At 66.2% G+C, this 20,792-nt stretch carries 18 protein-coding genes; 10 read left to right on the top strand and 8 right to left on the bottom strand.

The window, feature by feature from the left end; genetic code table 11:
* Positions 1 to 20: 20 nt before the first annotated feature.
* The 3 genes from C4B30_RS01515 to C4B30_RS01500 form a co-directional block, all read right to left on the bottom strand.
* Complete coding sequence (locus C4B30_RS01515; protein WP_027786618.1) at positions 21 to 974, bottom strand: ABC transporter permease; 954 nt, start codon at positions 972 to 974, stop codon at positions 21 to 23.
* Between the two features lie 79 nt (positions 975 to 1,053).
* Complete coding sequence (locus tag C4B30_RS01510) at positions 1,054 to 2,637, bottom strand: ABC transporter substrate-binding protein (protein WP_027786617.1); 1,584 nt, start codon at positions 2,635 to 2,637, stop codon at positions 1,054 to 1,056.
* Positions 2,638 to 3,093: 456 nt separating this feature from the next.
* Complete coding sequence (locus C4B30_RS01500; protein ID WP_027786616.1) at positions 3,094 to 3,762, bottom strand: haloacid dehalogenase type II; 669 nt, start codon at positions 3,760 to 3,762, stop codon at positions 3,094 to 3,096.
* Between the two features lie 462 nt (positions 3,763 to 4,224).
* On the opposite strand from C4B30_RS01500, the gene C4B30_RS01490 reads away from it, so the two are divergent.
* From C4B30_RS01490 to C4B30_RS01450, 9 genes are all read left to right on the top strand, one after another.
* Entirely contained in the window at positions 4,225 to 5,085 is an 861-nt protein-coding gene (locus tag C4B30_RS01490) for a GNAT family N-acetyltransferase (RefSeq protein ID WP_027786614.1), read from the top strand.
* A 12-nt stretch (positions 5,086 to 5,097) separates the two neighbouring features.
* Entirely contained in the window at positions 5,098 to 6,024 is a 927-nt protein-coding gene (locus tag C4B30_RS01485; RefSeq protein ID WP_027786613.1) for a 2-hydroxyacid dehydrogenase, read from the top strand.
* A gap of 160 nt (positions 6,025 to 6,184) precedes the next feature.
* On the top strand, positions 6,185 to 7,585 hold the full coding sequence (locus C4B30_RS01480; RefSeq protein WP_027786612.1) for an aspartate aminotransferase family protein: 1,401 nt from the start codon (positions 6,185 to 6,187) through the stop codon (positions 7,583 to 7,585).
* Between the two features lie 85 nt (positions 7,586 to 7,670).
* Complete coding sequence (locus C4B30_RS01475) at positions 7,671 to 8,162, top strand: Lrp/AsnC family transcriptional regulator (RefSeq protein WP_027786611.1); 492 nt, start codon at positions 7,671 to 7,673, stop codon at positions 8,160 to 8,162.
* Between the two features lie 109 nt (positions 8,163 to 8,271).
* Positions 8,272 to 9,744 carry an NAD-dependent succinate-semialdehyde dehydrogenase gene (locus C4B30_RS01470; protein ID WP_027786610.1) on the top strand — a complete coding sequence of 491 codons (1,473 nt, stop codon included), beginning with the start codon at positions 8,272 to 8,274 and terminating at the stop codon, positions 9,742 to 9,744.
* A 234-nt stretch (positions 9,745 to 9,978) separates the two neighbouring features.
* On the top strand, positions 9,979 to 10,989 hold the full coding sequence (locus tag C4B30_RS01465; RefSeq protein WP_034185530.1) for a helix-turn-helix domain-containing protein: 1,011 nt from the start codon (positions 9,979 to 9,981) through the stop codon (positions 10,987 to 10,989).
* Between the two features lie 78 nt (positions 10,990 to 11,067).
* Positions 11,068 to 12,006: a SphA family protein gene (locus C4B30_RS01460; protein ID WP_027786608.1), complete on the top strand. Its 939-nt coding sequence runs from the start codon at positions 11,068 to 11,070 to the stop codon at positions 12,004 to 12,006.
* Positions 12,007 to 12,028: 22 nt separating this feature from the next.
* Complete coding sequence (locus tag C4B30_RS01455; protein WP_027786607.1) at positions 12,029 to 13,261, top strand: MFS transporter; 1,233 nt, start codon at positions 12,029 to 12,031, stop codon at positions 13,259 to 13,261.
* Between the two features lie 36 nt (positions 13,262 to 13,297).
* Entirely contained in the window at positions 13,298 to 14,755 is a 1,458-nt protein-coding gene (locus C4B30_RS01450; protein ID WP_027786606.1) for an amidase, read from the top strand.
* Positions 14,756 to 14,886: 131 nt separating this feature from the next.
* On the opposite strand, the gene C4B30_RS01445 is transcribed toward C4B30_RS01450, so the two are convergent.
* The gene (locus C4B30_RS01445) at positions 14,887 to 16,362 is read right to left on the bottom strand and encodes an HD domain-containing phosphohydrolase (protein WP_027786605.1); all 1,476 of its coding nucleotides are present in this window, start codon (positions 16,360 to 16,362) and stop codon (positions 14,887 to 14,889) included.
* Positions 16,363 to 16,652: 290 nt separating this feature from the next.
* On the opposite strand from C4B30_RS01445, the gene C4B30_RS01440 reads away from it, so the two are divergent.
* Positions 16,653 to 17,228, top strand: a complete 576-nt coding sequence (locus C4B30_RS01440) for a DUF308 domain-containing protein (RefSeq protein WP_027786604.1) — start codon at positions 16,653 to 16,655, stop codon at positions 17,226 to 17,228.
* 64 nt (positions 17,229 to 17,292) lie between these two features.
* On the opposite strand, the gene C4B30_RS01435 is transcribed toward C4B30_RS01440, so the two are convergent.
* The 4 genes from C4B30_RS01435 to C4B30_RS01420 all read right to left on the bottom strand — a co-directional run bounded on the left by C4B30_RS01435 (position 17,293) and on the right by C4B30_RS01420 (position 20,772).
* On the bottom strand, positions 17,293 to 18,006 hold the full coding sequence (locus C4B30_RS01435) for a DUF4396 domain-containing protein (protein WP_027786603.1): 714 nt from the start codon (positions 18,004 to 18,006) through the stop codon (positions 17,293 to 17,295).
* Between the two features lie 205 nt (positions 18,007 to 18,211).
* The gene (locus C4B30_RS01430; RefSeq protein WP_227789464.1) at positions 18,212 to 18,874 is read right to left on the bottom strand and encodes a nucleotidyltransferase family protein; all 663 of its coding nucleotides are present in this window, start codon (positions 18,872 to 18,874) and stop codon (positions 18,212 to 18,214) included.
* Between the two features lie 220 nt (positions 18,875 to 19,094).
* The gene (locus tag C4B30_RS01425; RefSeq protein ID WP_027786602.1) at positions 19,095 to 19,862 is read right to left on the bottom strand and encodes a DUF4149 domain-containing protein; all 768 of its coding nucleotides are present in this window, start codon (positions 19,860 to 19,862) and stop codon (positions 19,095 to 19,097) included.
* Positions 19,855 to 20,772: a nucleotidyltransferase domain-containing protein gene (locus C4B30_RS01420; RefSeq protein ID WP_089502469.1), complete on the bottom strand. Its 918-nt coding sequence runs from the start codon at positions 20,770 to 20,772 to the stop codon at positions 19,855 to 19,857. The genes C4B30_RS01425 and C4B30_RS01420 overlap by 8 nt, the downstream gene beginning before the upstream one ends.
* Positions 20,773 to 20,792 lie beyond the last annotated feature (20 nt).

Genomic DNA, 20,792 nt, shown 5'->3' with positions numbered 1-20,792 from the left:
CGGAAGGTGGACGGGGGCGCTCAGGTCCGCAGTCGCGGATTCGACACGATCGAGCACAGGTCGGCGAACAGCACGAGCGTCAGGTAAGCGACGCAGAAGATCAGCGTGCACGCCTGGACCAACGGGAAATCGCGGTTGCTGACGGCGTCGACCATCAGGCTCGCCAGACCCGGATAGTTGAAGATCGTCTCGACGACGATCACGCCGCCGAGCAGATACGACAGGCTCAACGCGATCGCATTGGCGATCGGGCCGATCGCGTTCGGCAGCGCATGGCGCAGCACGACGCGTGCGGGGCTCGCGCCCTTGAGCACGGCCATCTCGACATACGACGCGCTCAACTGCTCGATCACCGCGGCGCGCGTCATCCGCGCCATCTGCGCGATCACGACCGCGCACAGCGTCAGCACCGGCATCGCATATGCCCGCAGGAAATCGTGCAGGCTGTCGATCGGGCCGCCGTACGACAGCGCGGACAGCCAGCGCAGCTTCACCGCGAACACGAGCACGGCGACCGTCGCGATCAGGAATTCCGGCGTCGCGACGAGCGACAGCGTGCCGAGACTGATCGCGCGGTCGATCGCCGACTCGCGCTTGACCGCCGCGAGGATCCCGAGCAGCAGCGCGATCGGTACCGACACGGCAGTCGTGATCGCCGCAAGCATGAGCGACTTCGGCAGGCGTCCTCCGATCATTTCCGACACCGGCATGTCGCCGGACAGCGAGCGGCCGAAATCGCCGTGCAGCAGCCCGGCGAGCCAGTGCACGTAACGCACGTGCGCCGGCAAGTCGAGGCCGAACTGCTGGCGCAGCGCGGCGACCGTTTCCGGCGTCGCCGACTGACCGAGCGCGGCTTGCGCGGCGTCGCCGGGCAGCAGGTTCGTGATCGTGAAGATGATCGCGGACACGATCAGCAGCGTCAGCGCGGTCACTGCGATGCGCCGGCCGATCAGCCCGATGAGAATCCGGTTCATGGAGCGGCACTCCCCAAAAAACCGCGCGTGGCCGGCGCGGCGATCCGCACCGGCCGCGCGACGGCGGCCAGCAACGACGTCATGCGTTCCACCACACGTGTTCGGCGAACATGAAGCCCATCATCCCGCCGGTCGGGATCGAACCGAGGCCCGCGAGCCGCTTGTCGTATCCGTCGAGGAAGCTGATGAACGCCGGAATCCCGACCCGGCCCTGCTGCGACACGATCACCTGCATGTCGCCGTACATCTGCTTGCGCTTCGCGTCGTCGGTTTCCGAACGCGCGGCGAGCAGCAACTGGTCGAACTTCGCGTTCTTCCAGCCCGACTCGTTCCACGGCGCATCCGACTTGAAGAACTGCGTGAACAGCACGTCGGCGCTCGAGCGCGGGTTGATGTTGCCGAAGGTGAGCGGGTGCTTCATCCAGTGGTTCGACCAGTAGCCGTCGGGCGACGCGCGGTTGACCTGCAGGTTCAGCCCGATCTTCTGGCCGGCCTGCTGCAGCAGCACGGCCATTTCGATCGACCCGTTTGCGTCGGACGTCGCATAGATCGGCGGCAGCGAGGCGCCGAGCGCCCCCGCCTTCTGCAACAGGAACTTCGCCTTGTCCGGATCGTGCGGCCGCTGCGGCAGCGACGCGTTGAAGTAGCGATGCCCCGGCGGAATCGGCTGGTCGTTGCCGATCACCGAGTAGCCGCGGAACACCGCCGAGCGGATCTGCTCGCGATCGAACAGGTACTTCATCCCTTCGACGAAATCGGGATTCGAGACGATCGGATTGTCGCTGCGCGCGATCAGGTCGGTATAGAGCCCCGACTTCGTTTCCTTCAGCGCATAGCCGGACGCCGACGCGACCCGCTGCGTCGAACGCGGGTCGATCGCGTTGATCAGGTGCACGTCGCCCGACAGCAGCGCGTTCAGGCGTGCGGCGCTGTCGCTGATGCCGATCAGCTCGATCTCGTCGAGATACGGCATGCCCGGCTTGAAGTAGCTGTCGTTGCGCACGCCGACGGTCGACACGCCCGGCTTGAACGACTTGAGCTTGTACGGGCCGCAGCCGATGCCGGTCGCGAAGTCGGTCGTGCCATCCTTGACGATCACGAGCTGCGGCGTCGCGAGGATGACCGGCAGATCGGCGTTCGCGCTGGCGAGCGTCAACGTGACTTCGTCGGGGCCACTCGCCTTCACGTCGGCGAACTGGTCGGCAAGTGGCTTGACCTTCGACGCGGTGGCCGCGTTCTTGTGACGCAGCAGCGAAAACACCACGTCGGCCGGGCCGACGGGCTTGCCGTCGTGGAACGTGACGCCCTTGCGCAGCTTGATGATCCACGTCTTCGCATCTGCCGTCTGCAGCGACTCGGCGAGGTTCATCTGCGGCGTCAGGCTCGCGTCGAGCTGCGTGAGGCCGCTGTAGAACATGAAGAAGCGGATGTAGTCCGCACCCGTCGAGCCCTTGGCCGGATCCAGCGTATCGGCTGTCGAGCTGGATTCGTTCGCGACCCGGATCTTGCCGCCGCGCTTCGGCGCGGGCGCGGCGAATGCCGACTGCGCATGCATCAGCAGCCCGCCGCCCCCGGCGGCCATCATGCCGCTCGCCGCCATGACCCGCATCATGTCGCGGCGCGTGAAGCCGCCCTTGCCGCCATTGTCGATATCGTCGCTCATCCGAACTGCTCCTGACTGTGGAAAGTGGGTCCAAGGGTCCAGCGTGGTTGTTCAATCTCGCCGTGCCCGCTTGCTGGTGGCGGGCGCGACGTCGTGCACATGCAATTCATTTAAGCATCGCCAAAATGCCGGTTGTCGCGATTCGAGGCACCCTCACGATACGAATCGACCGTTTTGGGTAGCCTGCGCAGCATGATTCGCTGCATGCGCCAGGAATCGCCGGCGGGTGCCGCCCGCATGCCGACGCACGCGCGAAAGTTCAGAGGATTGTTCGCCGGCATCGACGCGTTCATCCCGACCGTGCGGCGCGAATGCGCGCAGGGCTTGCGCGACGCGGCGACGTGGCGACGTGGCGACGTGGCGACGTCGGCAGCCTGCCGCTTGCGCGGGTTTTCCCCGGGATCGCGACCGGCGGCGGCACGGCGTGCGCGACGTCGCCCCGGAGAAACGCGCCGCTTACAGCCCGAGCTGCGTCGCGAGATGGCCGATGTCCGACACTTCGTAATAGTTGTAGAACGGCGTGCCCGGCTCGTGGCCGCGGTTCACGAATGCCTTGTGCTTGATCCCGAGATCCTCGGCCGTCATCAGGTCGTAGCGCAGGCTCGATGACACGTGCAGCACGTCCTCCGGCTTGCAGCCGAGCTTGCCGAACATGTATTCGAAGCCCTGCATCCGCGGCTTGTACGATTGCGCCTGCTGCGCGGTGAAGACGGCATGAAACGGTGCGCCGAGCTTGTCGACGTTGCTCATGATCTGGTCGTCCATTGCGTTCGACAGGATCACGAGCTTGTACTTCGAAGCCAGCCGCGACAACCCGGCCGGCACGTCGGGGTGCGGGCCCCACGTCGGCACCGCCAGATAGAAGCGCTCGGCCTCGGCTTCGTCGAACGCCGTGCCGACCCGCGCGCAGGTGCGGCGGATCGCGTTGACGACGACGTCGCGGTACGGCTTCCATGCGCCGAGCACCTCGTCGAGCCGATAGGCGGCGAACGCACGCACGAATTCCTCCATCGCGACCGGCGACAGCCGGTCCGCATAGACTTCGCGCGCCATCTCGGCCATCCGGAAACGGGTCAGCGTGCCGTAGCAGTCGAAGGTGATGAACTTCGGTTCAAACTGGATCATGGTGACGTCCTGTCGGTGTGAAGCCCCGGCAGGGCCGGGGACGGGCTGGGTTGGTTGAAATTGAATCAGGGCAAAAAGTCGTTCGCACATCGTTCGACGCGGCTCAAAGCGCAGAATCGCCGCGTGTTGCGCGGCACATGCAGCACGATCTGCGGCGCGATCGGGTGTGGCGCGGCGGGTCCGGCCGACGAACACCGCGCCACTGCGACGGGCTCGCCTGCCGGCGCGGCCTGGCGGCAGGCGGCGTCGCCGTACATTCATCGTAGTGGCATTCGCACAGCAGGCGTTGCCGGATCGACCGGCCGCGCCGGCACGGTCGGTGCGTTCGTTCGTGCCGATCGTGCGGGTTTGCATGGGTCCCGCGGGCGCCGGCCGCAGCCGGAAAACAGGCGAATCGTCCTATCCGTGCCGCCACCGCGCTGGCAGAGTGAACGGGTCATTCCCACCCATCCGGAGTCCGGCGTGTCCGACCTCAACCCATCCCGCACGCTCATCTATCGCACGTTCGCCGAAACCGACCTGCCCGCCGCCCATCGACTGTCGGAAGCGGTCAAGTGGCCGCACCGGCTCGACGACTGGCGCTTCGTCTTCCGGCTCGGCAGCGGCTTCGTCGCCGAAGACGAAAGCGGCGTCGTCGGTACCGCGTTCGGCTGGCGCTTCGGCGAATCGCACGCGTCGCTCGGCATGGTCATCGTGTCTCCCGAGCGTCAGGGCCGCGGCATCGGGCGCGAGCTGCTCGCGCGCGTCGTCGACAGCCTCGGGGCGCGCACGATCTTCCTGCATGCGACGCCGTCCGGCGAACCGCTCTACGTGAAGTTCGGCTTCGAGGCGATCGGCACCATCGATCAGCACCAGGGCGCCGCCTTCCAGCCGCCGCTGATCTCGCTGCCGCCCGGCGAGCGCCTGCGCCCGCTCGGCACCAACGACGGGCCGCGCCTCGCCGCGCTCGCGTCGCGCGCGGCCGGTTACGAACGCGGTGCGGTGATCGAAGCGTTGCTTGACGTTGCGAACGGGATCGCGCTCGACCGCGACGGCGAGCTGCTCGGCTTCGCGCTGTTCCGCCGGTTCGGCCGCGGCCACGTGATCGGCCCCGTGATCGCGCCGGATGCGCTGCGCGCGCAAGCGCTGATCAGCCACTGGCTCGCGCTGCACGAGGGCATGTTCGTGCGGCTGGACGTGCCCGGCGACAGCGGGCTGTCCGACTGGCTGCAGGGGCTCGGGCTGCCGCGCGTCGACACCGTCGTCGCGATGGCGCGCGGCACGGCGCCTGAGCGCGACCCGACGCTGCGCGCGTTCGCGATCGTGAACCAGGCGCTCGGCTGAGCGGCACGCACGATGAGCTTTCTCTACAAGGCCGACCCGGTGCGCGGCGCGCAGTGGGCGGCGCGCTTCGCGCAACAGGCGCCCGATCTGCCGTTCCGGATCTGGCCAGACCTCGGCGACGCCGAAGCCGTCCGCTATCTCGCCGCGTGGCAGCCGCCGGACGATCCGGTCGCGCTGCTGCCGAATCTCGAAGTCGTGTTCTCGGTCGGCGCCGGCATCGACCAGTTCGACCTGTCGCGCGTGCCCGCGCACATCCCGGTCGTGCGGATGATCGAGCCGGGCATCGTCGAAGGGATGGTCGAATACGTGACGCAGGCCGTGCTGACGATCCATCGCGACCTGTTCGACTATGCGGCCCAGCAGCGTGACCGGACGTGGCGCGAGCGGCCCGTGCGCGCGGCCGCGTCGCGGCGCGTCGGCGTGCTCGGGCTCGGCACGCTCGGCCAGGCGGTGCTCGACACGCTGCGGCGCTTCGGTTTCCCGTGCGCCGGCTGGAGCCGCACGCCGCGCACGCTCGACGGCGTCGACTGCCATGCAGGCGACGCGGCGCTCGACGCGTTCCTCGCCCGCACCGACATCCTGATCTGCCTGCTGCCACTGACCGACGGCACGCGCGGCCTGCTCGGCGCGCGCGTGTTCGACGCGCTGCCGGCCGGCGCGTCGCTCGTGCAGGTCGGGCGCGGCCCGCAGCTCGATTCGGCGGCGCTGCTCGCCGCGCTCGCGAGCGGCCGCATCGACAGCGCGATCCTCGACGTGACGGATCCCGAACCGCTGCCGGCCGGACATCCGTTCTGGACGCATCCGCGCATTCGCATCACGCCGCACATCGCCAGCGCGACGCGGCCCGACACCGCGGTCGACGCGGTGCTCGCGAACCTCGCTCGCCATCGCGCGGGCCAGCCGATGATCGGCGTCGTCGATCGCGCACGCGGCTACTGACGTGTATGCCCGGCCCGCCGGACACGCAGCAGAAAATGCCGAAGCGCCCCGCACAAACGCCGCGCGCATACGTTTCGGACCGCAAATTGAAGACGCATGCGAATGTCTCGCCCGGTAGCATGAACTCACCGCTGACACCTGACGAGAGTCCCGCCCTCCCATGAACCAAGCCGCGCTGATCGAAGCCGATCGTCAACACCTGATCCACCCCGTCGTCAATTACCGTGCGCACGAGGCGCGCGGCGTCACCGTGCTGGAATCCGCGGACGGCGTGTTCCTGCGCGACGCCGCGGGCCACACGCTACTCGACGCGTTCTCGGGCCTGTGGTGCGTGAACGTCGGCTACGGCCGCGACAGCATCGTGAAAGCCGCCGCCGACCAGATGGCGAAGCTGCCTTACGCGACCGGTTATTTCCATTTCGGCTCGCAGCCGGCGATCGAACTCGCCGAACGGCTCGCCGCGCTCGCCCCGCCGTCGCTGAACCGCGTGTACTTCACGCTCGGCGGCTCGGACGCGGTCGACTCGGCGGTGCGTTTCATCACGCACTATTTCAACGCCACCGGCCGCCCGTCGAAAAAGCAGATGATCGCGCTCGAACGCGGCTATCACGGCTCGTCGTCGATCGGCGCCGGCCTCACCGCGCTGCCGGCGTTCCACCGTCATTTCGACCTGCCGCGCGCGGACCAGCACCATATTCCGTCGCCCTACCCGTACCGCCATCCGCTCGGCGACGATCCGCAGGCGCTGATCGCCGCGTCGGTCGCCGCGCTCGAAGCGAAGGTCGCCGAACTCGGCGCGGACAACGTCGCCGCCTTCTTCTGCGAACCGGTGCAGGGTTCCGGCGGCGTGATCGTGCCGCCGGCCGGCTGGCTGAAGGCGATGCGCGACGCGTGCCGGCGCCTCGGCATCCTGTTCGTCGCCGACGAGGTGATCACCGGCTTCGGCCGCACGGGCCCGCTGTTCGCATGCGAGGCCGAGCAGGTCGATCCGGACCTGATGACCGTCGCGAAAGGCCTGACCGCCGGCTATGCGCCGATGGGCGCGGTGCTGATGTCCGACGAGATCTACGAAGGGATCGCGGGCCAGCACGCCGATGCGCCCGTGGTCGGCCACGGCTATACGTATTCCGCGCACCCGGTCAGCGCGGCGATCGGCCTCGAGGTGCTGAAGCTCTATCACGAAGGCGGGTTGCTCGCGAACGGCCAGGCGATGGCGCCGCGCTTCGCCGCGGGGCTCGACGCACTGCGCGCGCATCCGCTCGTCGGCGACGCACGTTCGGTCGGCCTGCTCGGCGCACTCGAACTGGTGACCGACAAGACCCGCAAGACGCGCTTCGACGCGGCGCTGAACGTGCCGGACAGGATCGCGGCCGCCGCGTACGCGAACGGCGTGGTGTTTCGCGCGTTCGGCGACGGCGTGCTCGGCTTCGCGCCGGCCCTGAGTTTCACCGCGGGCGAGTTCGACCTGCTGTTCGAACGCTTGCGCAAGACGCTCGACGACGTGCTGGCCGACCCGGGCGTGCAGCGTGCGCTCGACGCCGCGCACGCGCAGCCGGCCTGACAGGCCAAGGGAAAGCCGGGCTTGTGGCCGCCATCGTTCGACTCTAAAGTAACCGGACATTCCATTTTTGCCCTTTCACGTGAACATGACGGACAGCAAGCTGGATCGCATCGACCTGCGCATCCTCTCCCAGTTGCAAAAGCGCGGCCGCATGACCAACGTCGAGCTGGCCGATGCGGTCGGGCTGTCGCCCAGTCCATGCCTGATCCGCGTGAAGCGGCTCGAGAAGGCCGGCTACATCGGCGGCTACGGCGCGCACATCCAGCTCGAGAAACTCGGCGACGTGCAGGTCGTGTTTACGGAGGTCACGCTGGCCGACCACCGGCGCGAGGATTTCGAGCGTTTCGTCGCGGCGATCCGCAACGTCGACGAGATCGTCGAATGCCACCTCGCGAGCGGCGGCTACGACTACCTGCTGAAGTTCATCACGCGCAGCGTGAGCCATTACCAGACGATCGTCGAAGGGCTGCTCGAGCAGAACATCGGCATCGAGAAGTATTTCAGTTACGTGATCATCAAGTCGCCGTTCGTCAAACGGCACTACCCGCTCGAATCGCTGTTCGGCGAACGCCACTGATACTCGGCGTGCGTCGCTCCGTCACGCGGCAGCCGGCTGTCCGCGTGGGCGGAGTCGCGCCCGCGCCGCGCCGCCGTCGTCGCCGAACCGCTTCATTCAAGGACCTGTCATGCCGCTTACGCTGTCCCGAACCGAACTCGTTCGCACCGCCAATCTGATCGACGGCGCCTGGCGCGATGCGCTCGACGGCCGCCGCTTCGCCGTCACCGATCCGGCCACGCTCGAGACCGTTGCCCACGCACCCGACAGCGGCGCCGCCGACGCACGCGCGGCAACCGACACCGCGGCACGCGCGCTGCCCGCATGGCGCGCGACGCCCGCGCGCGAACGGGCCGCGATCCTGCGTGCATGGCATGCGGCGATCATCGCCCACACCGACGATCTGGCGAAGCTGATGTCGCGCGAACAGGGCAAGCCGCTTGCCGAAGCGCGCGGCGAAGTCGCGTACGGTGCGTCGTACGTGCTGTGGTTCGCGGAGGAAGCGACGCGCACGTACGGCGACCTGATCCCGCAGCAGCAGCGCGGCAAGCGGCTGAGTGCGGTGAAGGAACCGATCGGCGTCGTCGCCGCGATCACGCCGTGGAATTTTCCGCTCGCGATGATCGCGCGCAAGATCGCTCCCGCGCTCGCGGCCGGCTGCACGGTCGTCGCGAAGCCGGCGGAGGACACGCCGCTGACCGCGCTCGCGCTCGCGTTTCTCGCGCAGGAAGCCGGCGTGCCGCCCGGCGTGCTGAACCTGATCGCCGCGTCGCGCGAACGCGGCATCGACGCCGCCGCCGACTGGCTCGCCGACGGCCGCGTGCGCAAGATCACGTTCACCGGCTCGACGCCCGTCGGCAAGCTGCTCGCGCGCGAATCCGCGGCGACGTTGAAGAAGCTGTCGCTGGAGCTCGGCGGCAATGCGCCGTTCATCGTGTTCGACGACGCCGAGCTCGATGCCGCGGTCGACGGGCTGATGGCCGCCAAGTTCCGCAACGGCGGGCAAACGTGCGTGTCGCCGAATCGCGTGTACGTGCAGGCCGGCGTCTACGACGCATTCGCCGCGAAGCTCGCGGCGCGCGTCGCCGCGCTGAAGGTCGCGCCGGCGACCGACCCGGCCGCGCAGATCGGCCCGATGATCAACGCGCGTGCGGTCGACAAGATCGCGCGCCACGTCGGCGATGCCGTCGAACGCGGCGCACGCGTGCTGACGGGCGGCCAGCGCCTGACCGAACTCGGGCCGAACTATTACGCGCCGACGGTGCTCGCCGACGCCACCGCCGACATGCGGCTCACCTGCGAGGAAACCTTCGGCCCGGTCGCCGCGCTGTTTCGCTTCGAGTCCGAGGACGACGCCGTCGACGCCGCGAACGACACGCCGTTCGGACTCGCCGCCTATTTCTACACGCAGGACGTGCGGCGCATCGCGCGCGTGTCGGCGCGGCTCGAAACGGGGATCGTCGGGATCAACGAAGGCGCGCTCGCGAGCGAGGCCGCGCCGTTCGGCGGCGTGAAGGAATCGGGCTATGGTCGCGAGGGCTCGCGCTACGGCCTCGACGATTATCTGTCGATCAAGTATCTGTGCCAAGGCGGGCTCGACTGAACCGGTGTCGCCGCGCGTTCGATTTCCCGTCGGGCGTGCCGCTCCCGCCGGCATGCCTTACGGATTCGGGCGCGACGAAGCGGTCGGTGCTGACGTCATGCCGAATCGCGCGTGCCCGCCGCGCCATCCGCGGCGCGACCGCAGCCACGGCCCCGGCCCCGGGTAAAAACGCATTGCCAACCGGAATTTGTGTGCGCATTGTCGGCGGACGCCTCCTCCATCGCCCCGCTCGCCATGCATTCCGCTCCGCAGCCGCTCGCCGCAGGCCTCGCCGACACCGCGCCCGACGCGCTGCCGTTGATCCGGCGCTTCTCCAGCGAGGACGTCGATACCCACGCGGAATGCACGCACGGCTGGTCGATCCGGCTCGATCAGCTGTCGCCGGGGCCGTTCCATGGAACGCTGCACGAAATCCGCTTCGACGGCATGCAATTGCTGCGCGAACGCGTGAACCGCGCGCTGCTCAAGCGCGGCGACCAGTGCGCCGGCAAGACGTCGTTCAGCATCCCGCTGGAAACCGCCGGCGCCGGCTTCTGCGGCGGCGCGCCGCTGCGCGACAAGGCGTTGCTCGTCTCCGGCGGCACGTCGCTGCCGGAGTTGCGCACGCCCGACCATCAGGACGTCGTGCTGTTGACGGTGCCCAGCGACACGCTGCACCGGTTGGCGTGGCTCGGCGATCGGGACAATGATGGCGACGGCGTATCGTCGAGCGAAACCAGCATCCTGCGGGTGCCCGCCGCGCGCCACGACGCGCTGACAGCGTTGCTGATGGCCGGCTTCGGGGCGGCCGATACGCCGGAGCGCCCGCTCGCGCGGCCGCAAACGCGCAAGACGCTGCACGACGCCATTCTGGTCGAACTCGTGCACGCGATGGAGGCGGCCGGCCGCCCCGTCCGGCTCGATCCGTCCGCGCGTCGCCGCGTCGTCGATCGCGTGCGCGAACTCGTCGCGTCGCGGCCCGGTGTGGCGCTGACGGTGCTCGACGTGTGTCGCGAAGTCGGTGCGAGCCGGCGCAAACTGCAGTATTGCTTCGAGGAAATCCTCGGCACGCACCCCGCGTGGTACCTGCGCGTGCTGCGGCTGAACGCGGTGCGCCGCGAGCTGCGCGAGCATTCTCCCGCAAGCGCATCGGTCAGCGACGTCGCGTGCCGCTGGGGTTTCTGGCACCTGAGCCGGTTCGCGTCGCACTACCGGGAACTGTTCGGGGAACTGCCGTCCGACACGCTCAAACGCCCGTCACGATAATTACCAAAAGCGGATAACGCCCCGGATTTTGACGTTCCTAGACTCCGTACACATTTCAACTGTACGGGGAACGGCACGATGGAAATCCTCAGACGTCCGCACGGCGTGCGGCGCTGCCGCACACGCACCACCGCCGTCGCGATCGGCGCATTGGCGGCCACGCTCGCATGCCAGAACGCCCGGGCGCTCGAAAGCGACGGCCCGATCACGCCGTTCGGCGTATTCGATTTCGGCGCGGGCATCATGCCGCCGCCCACGCCGAACGGCACGCTCGCCACGCGCTTCGCGTACTACTCGACCCGCACGATCCGCAACGGCGGCAACGCCGACTTCTCGCTGACGGTCGCGTCGTGGAGCGTCGCGTATATCCGGATGACGAACGCGAAACTGTTCGGCGCGAACGTCGGCTTCGGCGCGGTCGTGCCGTTCCTGAACCTGAACGGACACGTGAACGTGCCGACGCCCGCGGGCACGCTCGCGATGTCCGCCGATCCGACCAACATCGGCGATGCGGACTTCCAGCCGCTGATCCTCGCGTGGACATCGCCGAATCTGTACGTCAACGTCGCCCTGCAGGTGCAAGCGCCGACGGGCGCGTATCGCGCCACCCGTCTCTTCAATCCCGGCGTCAATCACTGGACCTTCTCGCCGATCGTCGGCGCGACCTACATCACCGACGGCGGCTTCGAAATCTCGACCAGCATCGAGATCGATCAGAACACGACGAACCATGCAACGAACTATCGCAGCGGCACCGGATTCCGCCAGGAATTCGCGCTCGGCCAGCACGTCGGCGCGTTCACGGTGGGCCTGGGCGGCTACCTCGAGCGGCAGTTGAGCAACGACCACGGCCCGACCATCGACGGCAACCGCGCGCGCGTGAACGCGCTCGGCCCGGCGATCAGCTACGTCGAGCCCGGCAAGCCCGCCGTCTGGCTGCATGCCTACAAGGAATTCGGCGCGCAAAACCGCGCGCAGGGTTACCAGATCGCGCTACGTGCCGCGCTGTCGTTCTGATGTTCCGATTCGGGAGCTGTCGATGAATCCGCTTTCTTCAACGCAATCCGCGCCGCCCTGTACGCGTGCCGCCCGACAGGCCGGCGCAAGCCAGGGTGCCGTGCTGCTGCTCGGCAGCAGTCTCACGGTGATGGGCGCGGTCATGATCGCGCCGGTCCTGCCAAAACTCGCGGCCGAATTCGTGCCGGCCGACCCGCGGCTGGCCGCGCTCGTTCCGCTCGTCGCGACGGGCCCCGCCCTCGCGATCGCGCTGTGCGCGCCGCTCGCCGGCTGGCTGGCCGATCGCGTCGGACGCAAGATGCTGCTGTTGCTCGCGACGCTCGTGTACGGGCTGGTCGGCGCCGCGCCGGCGTGGCTCGACAGCCTCACCGCGATCCTCGTCTGCCGGTTCGCGCTCGGCGCGGCCGAAGCGTGCGTGATGACGTGCTGCACGACGCTGATCGGCGATTACTGGCATGGCGAGCAACGGGTGCGCTACGTGAACCGGCAGGTCGTCACGATCGGTATCGTCGGCACGGTGTTTTTCGTGCTCGGCGGCGCGGCCGGCGAGCACGCGTGGCGCTATCCGTTCTATCTCTATCTGTTGCCGATCCTGCTGCTGCCGGCGATTGCGACCGTGCTGTGGGAACCGCTGCGCGAGGGTCAGCCCGCGCAGCCGGCCGACCACGGCACGCCGCCGGCCCATGGAACGCTCGGGCGGACGCTCGCGGTCGGCTACGTGCTGATCTGCATCGGCATGATCAGCTCGTTCGTGGTGCCGGTGCAGATGCCTCAGTTGATGGTCGACATCGGCCAGCGATCGTCGACGATGATCGGCGCGGTAGCGGGCGTCGGCCTGCTGTCGACGCTGGCCGGTTCGATCGCGTGGCCATGGTTGCGCGACGCGATCGGCCGCCGCTTCGTCAACGTCGTGCTCCTTGCGCTGCTCGCGGCGGGCCTGACGCTGCTGGCCCGCGCGCATACGGTGCCGGCCATCGTCGTGGCGGTCGTGATTCACGGCTTCGGCGGCGGCATGCTGGTGCCCAACGCCATCCTGCCGCTGATGCGCACGCTGTCGCTCGCGATGCGCGGCCGCGGCCTGGGCGGTTTCACGGCCGCGCTCTATCTGGGTCAGTTCGTCAGCCCGCTCGTCGTGCTGGGCTGCGCGCACGCATTCGGCGGGCTACGCGCGGCGGTGTTCGCGATTGCGGCAGGCACGGCCGTCGCGGCGTTGTCGTGGTCGTTACCGGCGTGTCGCCGCCGCGACGACGAATGACCCATTCATGTTTTCCTGTTCCTGAACGATAAACCCATGAAAGACTTTCAGACGCTCATCGCCACGCACGACGGCATCGCGCTCGCGGCGCTCGTTCGAGCCAAAGAAGTGAAACCGACCGAATTGCTGGACGCCGTGCTCGCCAGTCTCGACGCGCTCGACCCCACGCTGAATGCCGTGGCGGAACGCCTCGACGACACGGCAAGACAGGCCGCGTCGTCCGTCACCGGGCACGAAAGCGTGCTCGCCGGCGTCCCGACGCTGATCAAGGACCTGTTCATGCCGGTGCGCGGTGCGCGGATGTCGAACGGATCGTTCCTGTTCGGCGACTACCGGCCCGACTTCGACGGCGAACTCGTGGCCCGCCTGCGGCGCGCGGGCATACCGATCGCGGGCACGTCGCTGTCGCCGGAGCTGGGCACGTCGTATTGCACGTCGTCGGCACGCTTCGGCATCACGCGCAACCCCTGGAATCCGCAGGTGAGCGCCGGCGGATCGAGCGGCGCGGCGGCGGCGCTCGTCGCCGCTCGCGTGCTCCCGTTCGCGCACGGCAACGACGGCGGCGGCTCGCTGCGGGTACCCGCGTCCTGCTGCGGCGTGTTCGGATTGAAGCCGACGCGCGGCCGAACGCCGAATGGCCCGATGATCGGCGAGGGATGGGCCGGCATGGGCATCAACCACGCGATCACGCGCTCGGTTCGCGACAGCGCCGCCCTGCTCGACCTGACCGCCGGCGCCGATACCGGTGCGCCGTATGCGGCGCCGCATCAGGCCGACACGTTTCTCGCGGCCACGCAGCACGATCCCCGGCCGCTGAGAATCGCCGTGATCGAGCAAGCGCCGCCCTGGCCGCTTCATCCGGCATGCCGGGCTGCACTGGAACATACCGTCGCGTTGCTGCGCTCGCTCGGACACGACGTCGAGCCGCTCGGCAGTCCCGTCGATTCGGCCGCTTTCTATGGCCACGTGTTCACGATCATCGGCGCGCAAACGCGCGCGCTGCTCGACACGATCGGCACCCAGCGACGCGCGCCGGTGCGCGACGACGAAATCGAGGCGCGCACCCGCATCATCCTGCGCGAAAAAGGCAACGTGAGCGGCGCCGAATACGCGGGCGCGGTCGACTGGATCCATGCGTTGGGCAGGACGTTCGGCCGGCTGATGGAACGCTACGACGTGTTGCTGACGCCGACGCTCGCGATGCCGCCGCTGCCGCCGGCCGCACTCGCGACGGTGGACGCCGCGCAATCGTTGAGCGACGTCATCGATCGGTCGCACCGGTTTTCGCCGTTCACCGCGTGGTTCAACGCGACCGGCCAGCCGGCGATGTCGGTGCCGCTTTACTGGGACGAGCAAGGCTTGCCGATCGGCAGCCATTTCGCGGGGGCCTTCGGCGCGGAGTCGCTGTTGTTCTCGCTCGCCGCCCAGCTCGAACGCGCCGCACCGTGGGCCGAGCGTGCCCCGCTGGTTCGCGTCGGGCCGTCGGGTGCGTGAATGGTCCGGCGGCAGGCGACGGGATGGCGGCACCCAGGTTGATCGTCGCGTGCCGCGCGTGCCACGATCATCGGCGCCCGGCGCAGCCGGTGCACCAGCCGCGCGAACGCGAATCCGCGTCTCGGATCGCGTCAGAGCAGCCCCAGCGCCGACGCCTTGAGGGTCGCCGCGGCGCGTGTCGAACATTCGAGCTTGCGAAACGCCTTTTCGACATGGGTTCGCACCGTGCTCGGACTCATCGCGAGCGCCTGCGCGACCTGCTTGTTGCTCGCGCCGCGGGAAATCGCCCGCAGGACGTCGATTTCCCGCGCGGACAGGCGCGGGCCAGCGGGCGACGGACGCGTGACGGTGCGCCGGAGCGCGGGCGCCCCATTCGTCACGAGCGCGGCCACCACTTCGCCGCATAGCCGGCCGCGCGCCGCTTCTTCCTGCAACTGGCCGGCGGCGGCCGCATCGCTCAGCGCCGCGCGCCACGGGCGCGCCGAGCGCAACGCGACCCATGCCAGCGACGCCGCCAGCACGCGCGCTTCCAGCGTCAGCGCCGCGTCACGCACGCCGCGAAAATAGCCCGAGCCGTCCTGCCGTTCGTAGGCATACGAAGCAAGCACCGCGGCTTCGCCGAGCGCGCCGGTCTGCCTGCCGGCGCGTTCGGTCCAGTACGGCACGAGCCGCACCTTTTCCCATGCGCTCGCAGGCAGCCGCGCCGGCAGATTCCACACGTCGTTCGGCACCGCGGCCCTGCCGATGCCATGGATCAGCCCCGCGCGGTACACGCGTTCGCGCGCTGCCTCGTCCGACGAGAGACGGCCGTAACAGGCGGCCGCCGTCGCGGCGACCGCACGCGAAAAACCCGTCATCCACGGCAGTTTCAGATCGATGACGTCCGCAATCAATTCAGCGGACGTCGCGCCCTGCATGTCCGGCGTGGCCAATGCGGCGTCCAGTTCGGCGGACGTCATGTGCTCGAGCGCCGCCAGCCAGCGCGTTGCGTCGCGCGCAGCCGTGTCGACGAGCACGGCCGGATAGCGTGCCCCCGCCCGTTGCCCGATCAATTCGAGGGCCCGCTCGACGCCGTACGTGCGGCTGAACACGTCGAGATCGCCCGCAAGCGCGACGATCGACACGGCGGCCGGCACCTCTTCCCGCGCGAGCCGTGCGGGCAGCCCGTTGCCGTCCCAGCTTTCGAAAATATGCCGCAGCGCGGTTTCCGTCGCGTGGGGCAGACCGAGTATTCGTGCAACCTCGCCCGAGACTTCGCAATGAATCTGCGCGAGCGGGATCATCGCGACGCCCGCGCCGCCGATCGCTTCGGCGATGCCGGACCGGCTCTCGAGCATCGCGGCGCGGATCGCGACGTCGTCGCCGAATACCTGCGCGAAACCCGCCGCGTTCGCCGTGCAGCCCGACCAGCGCAACAGCGCCACCTCGCGCGCCGTGTCGCACACCGATGCATCGAATCGTGCCGCGTGCGCGAGCCGTGACGCCAGCCAGCCGGTGCGCGGCGAATGGTCGGTCGGCTGCCCCATGCTGAGATCGCCGATGAAGGCCAGCGCGCGTACGGCGTCGAATATGCGCAGCGGGGCGTGACGGGCTTCGGCGTCGGACATCGGGTGGGCAGAGACATTCGCGAGGACGGGAAAACGATCATACGCGACGGCGTCGTGTCATGCACGAGCATGCGCGTGGCGGCTCACCGTGGCCACGCCGGCGCGAGGTTGGCCCGCATCGGCGCAGACGGCCGGCGGACTTCGCCATCGGACATCTGACCGATAGCGGGAGGCCTGGACGATTGCGATACTCGGCGCACTGGAGATTCGGTCGGCGCCACATCGGCATCCGCATGGCGGACACCTTGCGCACCGGCCGCAACGACGATTCGATGTAAGAAGGAGTGCAAATGGTTGATCGTTACCCCGAATTCCGTGCCCTTGCCGACGAACCATGGCTGAAGCGGTACTACTTTTCCAGGGCGATATTCTCGCTGATCTGGGTCGCACTGGCGTTTTCCGTCGGCCGGCAAAGCGCGGCCGGCGCGGCGGTCCTGCTGGTCGTTTATCCGGCCTGGGATGCACTCGCCAATTTCGTCGACCTGTCCCGCAGCGGCGGGACGGCGGCAAACCGCACGCAGGCGATCAACGTCGCGATCAGCGCCGTCACGACACTGGCGGTATTTCCGGCGTTGAATGCGGGCACGCACGCGGTACTCGCGGTGTTCGGCGTCTGGGCGATTCTCTCCGGCGCGCTGCAGCTCGGCACCGCCGTCCGGCGCTGGAAGCATGCCGGCGCCCAGTGGGTGATGATACTGAGCGGTGCGCAATCGGCGTTGGCTGGGTTGTTCTTCATTTTGCAAAGCCACGCGCCAATGCCGCCGGCGATCGTGAAGATCGCAGGCTATGCGGGAGTGGGTGCGCTTTATTTCCTGATATCCGCCATCTGGCTGCAGGTGCGGGGGATGCGGCGTAGGGTGTCGTGAGCCTTCGGTCGAAATGAAGATGTCACGCGACAAGCCACCTTCGCTGTGCTTGCGGTCAGGACCCTTACATTTTTTCCTTCATACCCGAATTGATCAGCCACCAGTTGACGGGATAGCTGGTGGCGAATCCTGCAAGCATCGCGAGCTGCATGGCGAACCAGAATTCGGGGCTCGCAACTTTCGCGATACCGCCGTAAGCCGGCTTGAACCACAGGAACTGGATGATGGCCATAACGCCGTACATGCCGACCTGCCACGCGGTAATCGACGCGATATCCGCTCTGACGGCCGCAATCAAACCTGCGCGTGCCGAGAGCCCCCGCATCGGTTTGATAGTGAAGTACTGAAAAACGATGCCGAACAGAAAGGCGACGATGAAATCGGGGATCCAGACAGCAAACGTTTTTTCATCAAACACCGTGTGCCACCCGAACCAGACTGCCAAGGCGGGGAAGGCAAAAGCCGACCACTCGACAACGATGTCTCCGAGCGTACAGCCCGCGCCGCAGTGACTCGTGCCTTTCATCACCATCGCGACGAACGGCTGCTCGTCGACCTCGTGTCCCGCGTCAGTGACATTCCGTCCCCACACGTAGTAGGCGGCAACCCACAAGACCGTCCCGAACAACGCCGTCAGGGGCCAGACGACGTTCATGATCCACATCTTCTGAGGGTGTCGAGCTTCGTCAACGACGATTGCAACGGCACAGGCCGCACCCAAAATGATCGATGTGACCGATAGCGTATGCAGCCAAGGTGGAAAGGTTCCGTAAATCATCGATATTCCTGCTGGCGAGTCAAATGCCAAACACCCAGCAAGGCACGTTCCGTTCGCCGGATGAAGCTTTCCGTCGTCAGGTCCGCCGATTCACTTGGCCGAGTGTCGTCTCTTGGCCGGAAGTCGCCGGTCGGCACCCGGTGCGGCCGACCGGCGACTTCCGACCCGAAGCGGTCTGTCGAGCGAACGCGCGCTCAGTGGCTGCTCACGGACTCAAACGGGCAACCGTCTTTACACCGACGGTACAACGGCTTCTTGACAATGTCCGACATTCGGGCGGTGGCGTGGCTTGCTCATCGTGGCTAGCTGACAACCGTAACGCGGGGCCAGCGGTCGCAGTATTTTTTTGCTCGATCCGTCTACGGTATGTCTCGATGCTGACGCGCGTCGGGTTGCGTCGTATAACCATAGAAAAAAGATCGTCGACGCCGTGCGGCGCGCAAACATCAATTGTCCCATCCTGGAGAAGGGATAATCCGACTGCCGTCGCGTACTCCGGCCACGATGCGATAGCTTCTGCCAAGGAAGTCAATGGTGGCACCGGGTGGCCGAATACACTCTCAAACCATAGATGAACAGCCGCTTGGTTGGTGACTTCCCAGGGAATCTCAGGACACCTTGCGGCGAGTCGCTGTTGAATCTCCGCGTCGCGAGTTGAAGACAGATCGGACGAGTCGAAATACGCCACATCGACATCTGGTAGGTATGTTGGAGTCTCATATCCGTGGAGTGAATCCCACACCAGATTGCGAATCGCTCCTCCACCGATGCACCACGAATCCAGCTGCATCTCGCGTACCGCCGATAATGCAGACATACACCAAGTGGAACGACTGGCTATTCCAATCAGTTTTTCATAAGAGTTCATGTAAATCTTCGCTCCAAACTTAGGGGAGTGCTGGCATTTTTGGCAATTCCGGTGGCACCGCATGGAACAAGTTCTCGGGTAATATCGCGAGAATGTATTTGCTGTGGGGTGCCGAAAATCTCGGTTTCGTCGTCACTCAACGATCGACTCGCCGCATCGGCGCACGAGGGGCCACACGATGCGGTAACACCCGAGTATGTACAAGTGTCAACTGCTCCAGTTAGAGCCTCAGTGTCTGCTTAATGACATCCCACTGTGTCGACAGGTCGGCATTGCGTTTTTTGAAAATTCGGTCAGAAAGTGTTACTCCCGCCATGGCCTTTCCAGACTCGTATGAGTTCAGGCCACCAATCGTCTCGGCGGTGAAAGTCGGATCTGTTGGATTGTGGAGAAACAAGTCGTGAAGCTGTTTATAAATTGATTCGCAGCGACTGCGAAACCATTCTAGTCGTAGATAACGCACTATGACTTGCTCACCAAACACGGTAGCAGCAGCAATCGCCCCAAATGCAAGATCGTCCTCTCTCATCAAAAAAATAAATATCAGGAGCGCAACTCCGGCGCGGAACCGTTCAAACCTGAGCATTGATTTAGAGATTTCCTTGCTAAAGAACGCGTTTTCTAGCGCCATTGCCGCCAACCTTCTGTGGCCAGCCGGCATTTGATTATTGTAGTATCCGACAGTCGTCTCATGCGACAACGCTACTCCAAAGCTCTGAGATATCAAGTCAGCGGATCTTGCGGCTAATGCACGGGGTTGAAGATAGAGTCTGACTGCGGTGCCGATGATAAACGCCAGAACCGCTGCAATGACCAGACCCATTTGCAGCCTATCGTACAACTGCGCGTGGGTGGCTCGGTCAACGAGAATCAGGGTCGCCGACAGCCCAGTTGTGATCCAGAACAGCCACTCACCGAAGGCTTCGCCGATTTCGACGGGGCGATAGTACGTAGCGCGAATAGGGTCGTGACGCTGATTGTTAGCCATAAGAAGGATAGGGATCTCCGAAAATCGCTCGCCATTCGGCTATTGCAAACTCGTGGTTGCCGAGAAAACCATTCAGCCACGCCGAGTTTGCGTGGGTGCACGCGCTACGAAGTCTGTCGGAGAGTCCAATCCGATCTTGCGCCGTTAGGTAATCGTCGATGCGCGCCCCGTCGTAATGCACGGCTGTCAAAACACTGCCATGTACTGCATCAAAAAATCTGTGAAGGGCGAGCGGCAGGCTGCTGCAATCGCCTATTCCGAGAAACAGCACCGCAAGCGCCTCAATGTGGAAGCTTCGCAATATATCTCCGTGCTTCCAATTCCAGTACTTCATCATCTTTATGGCGCGCCGAAAATATTTACCATATGCAGCCGCAGCTTGCTCGACGCGTGCCGTATGTAGCTTCGGCATCGAGCGGATCCATGTCTCCGTGTTCATGTCGGGCACGTTCAGATACTGCGCATCTTCATATCGCTGACCATCGTGACTTGTGAAATACACGGGAACGACGTCGACGTCAGGAAAAGCAGTGTAGCGAAGCGTCACCGCTTGTCCGTTGCGCCTAACGCGCTCCTTGCCCGATAGCGCGGTTCGGATATCAAGTAATACTTGCGAGGGAAGACGGCCGGCGCAGTGCTTCCCATAGTGGAGGACGACAAAGATGTCCATGTCAGCACGGCCATGAAGCGCTGTGTATTTGGGGATTGAGCCGCCAGCGAAAGCATCGATCAAGTGGAATCGATTACCGAGTAGATTGAAAATGTGATCCCGGCGCGCCGACGCTAACGCGCGGAAGTCGCCTGAAAGATTGATCTCGTCGTAAAACTCCGCGAATGCTCCGTCTACGGTGTATGCCACGTAGAGCCCCCGATTTGTTGTCGGAAGATTATAAGCCCGCAGGATCGTCATTGCACTTGGACTGGCACGAC

The organism is Burkholderia sp. BE12, from assembly GCF_002959955.1.
Taxonomy (GTDB): domain Bacteria; phylum Pseudomonadota; class Gammaproteobacteria; order Burkholderiales; family Burkholderiaceae; genus Burkholderia.
Note: the sequence above shows the minus strand (reverse complement) of the source record. Positions and strands in the feature narration are given on the sequence as shown.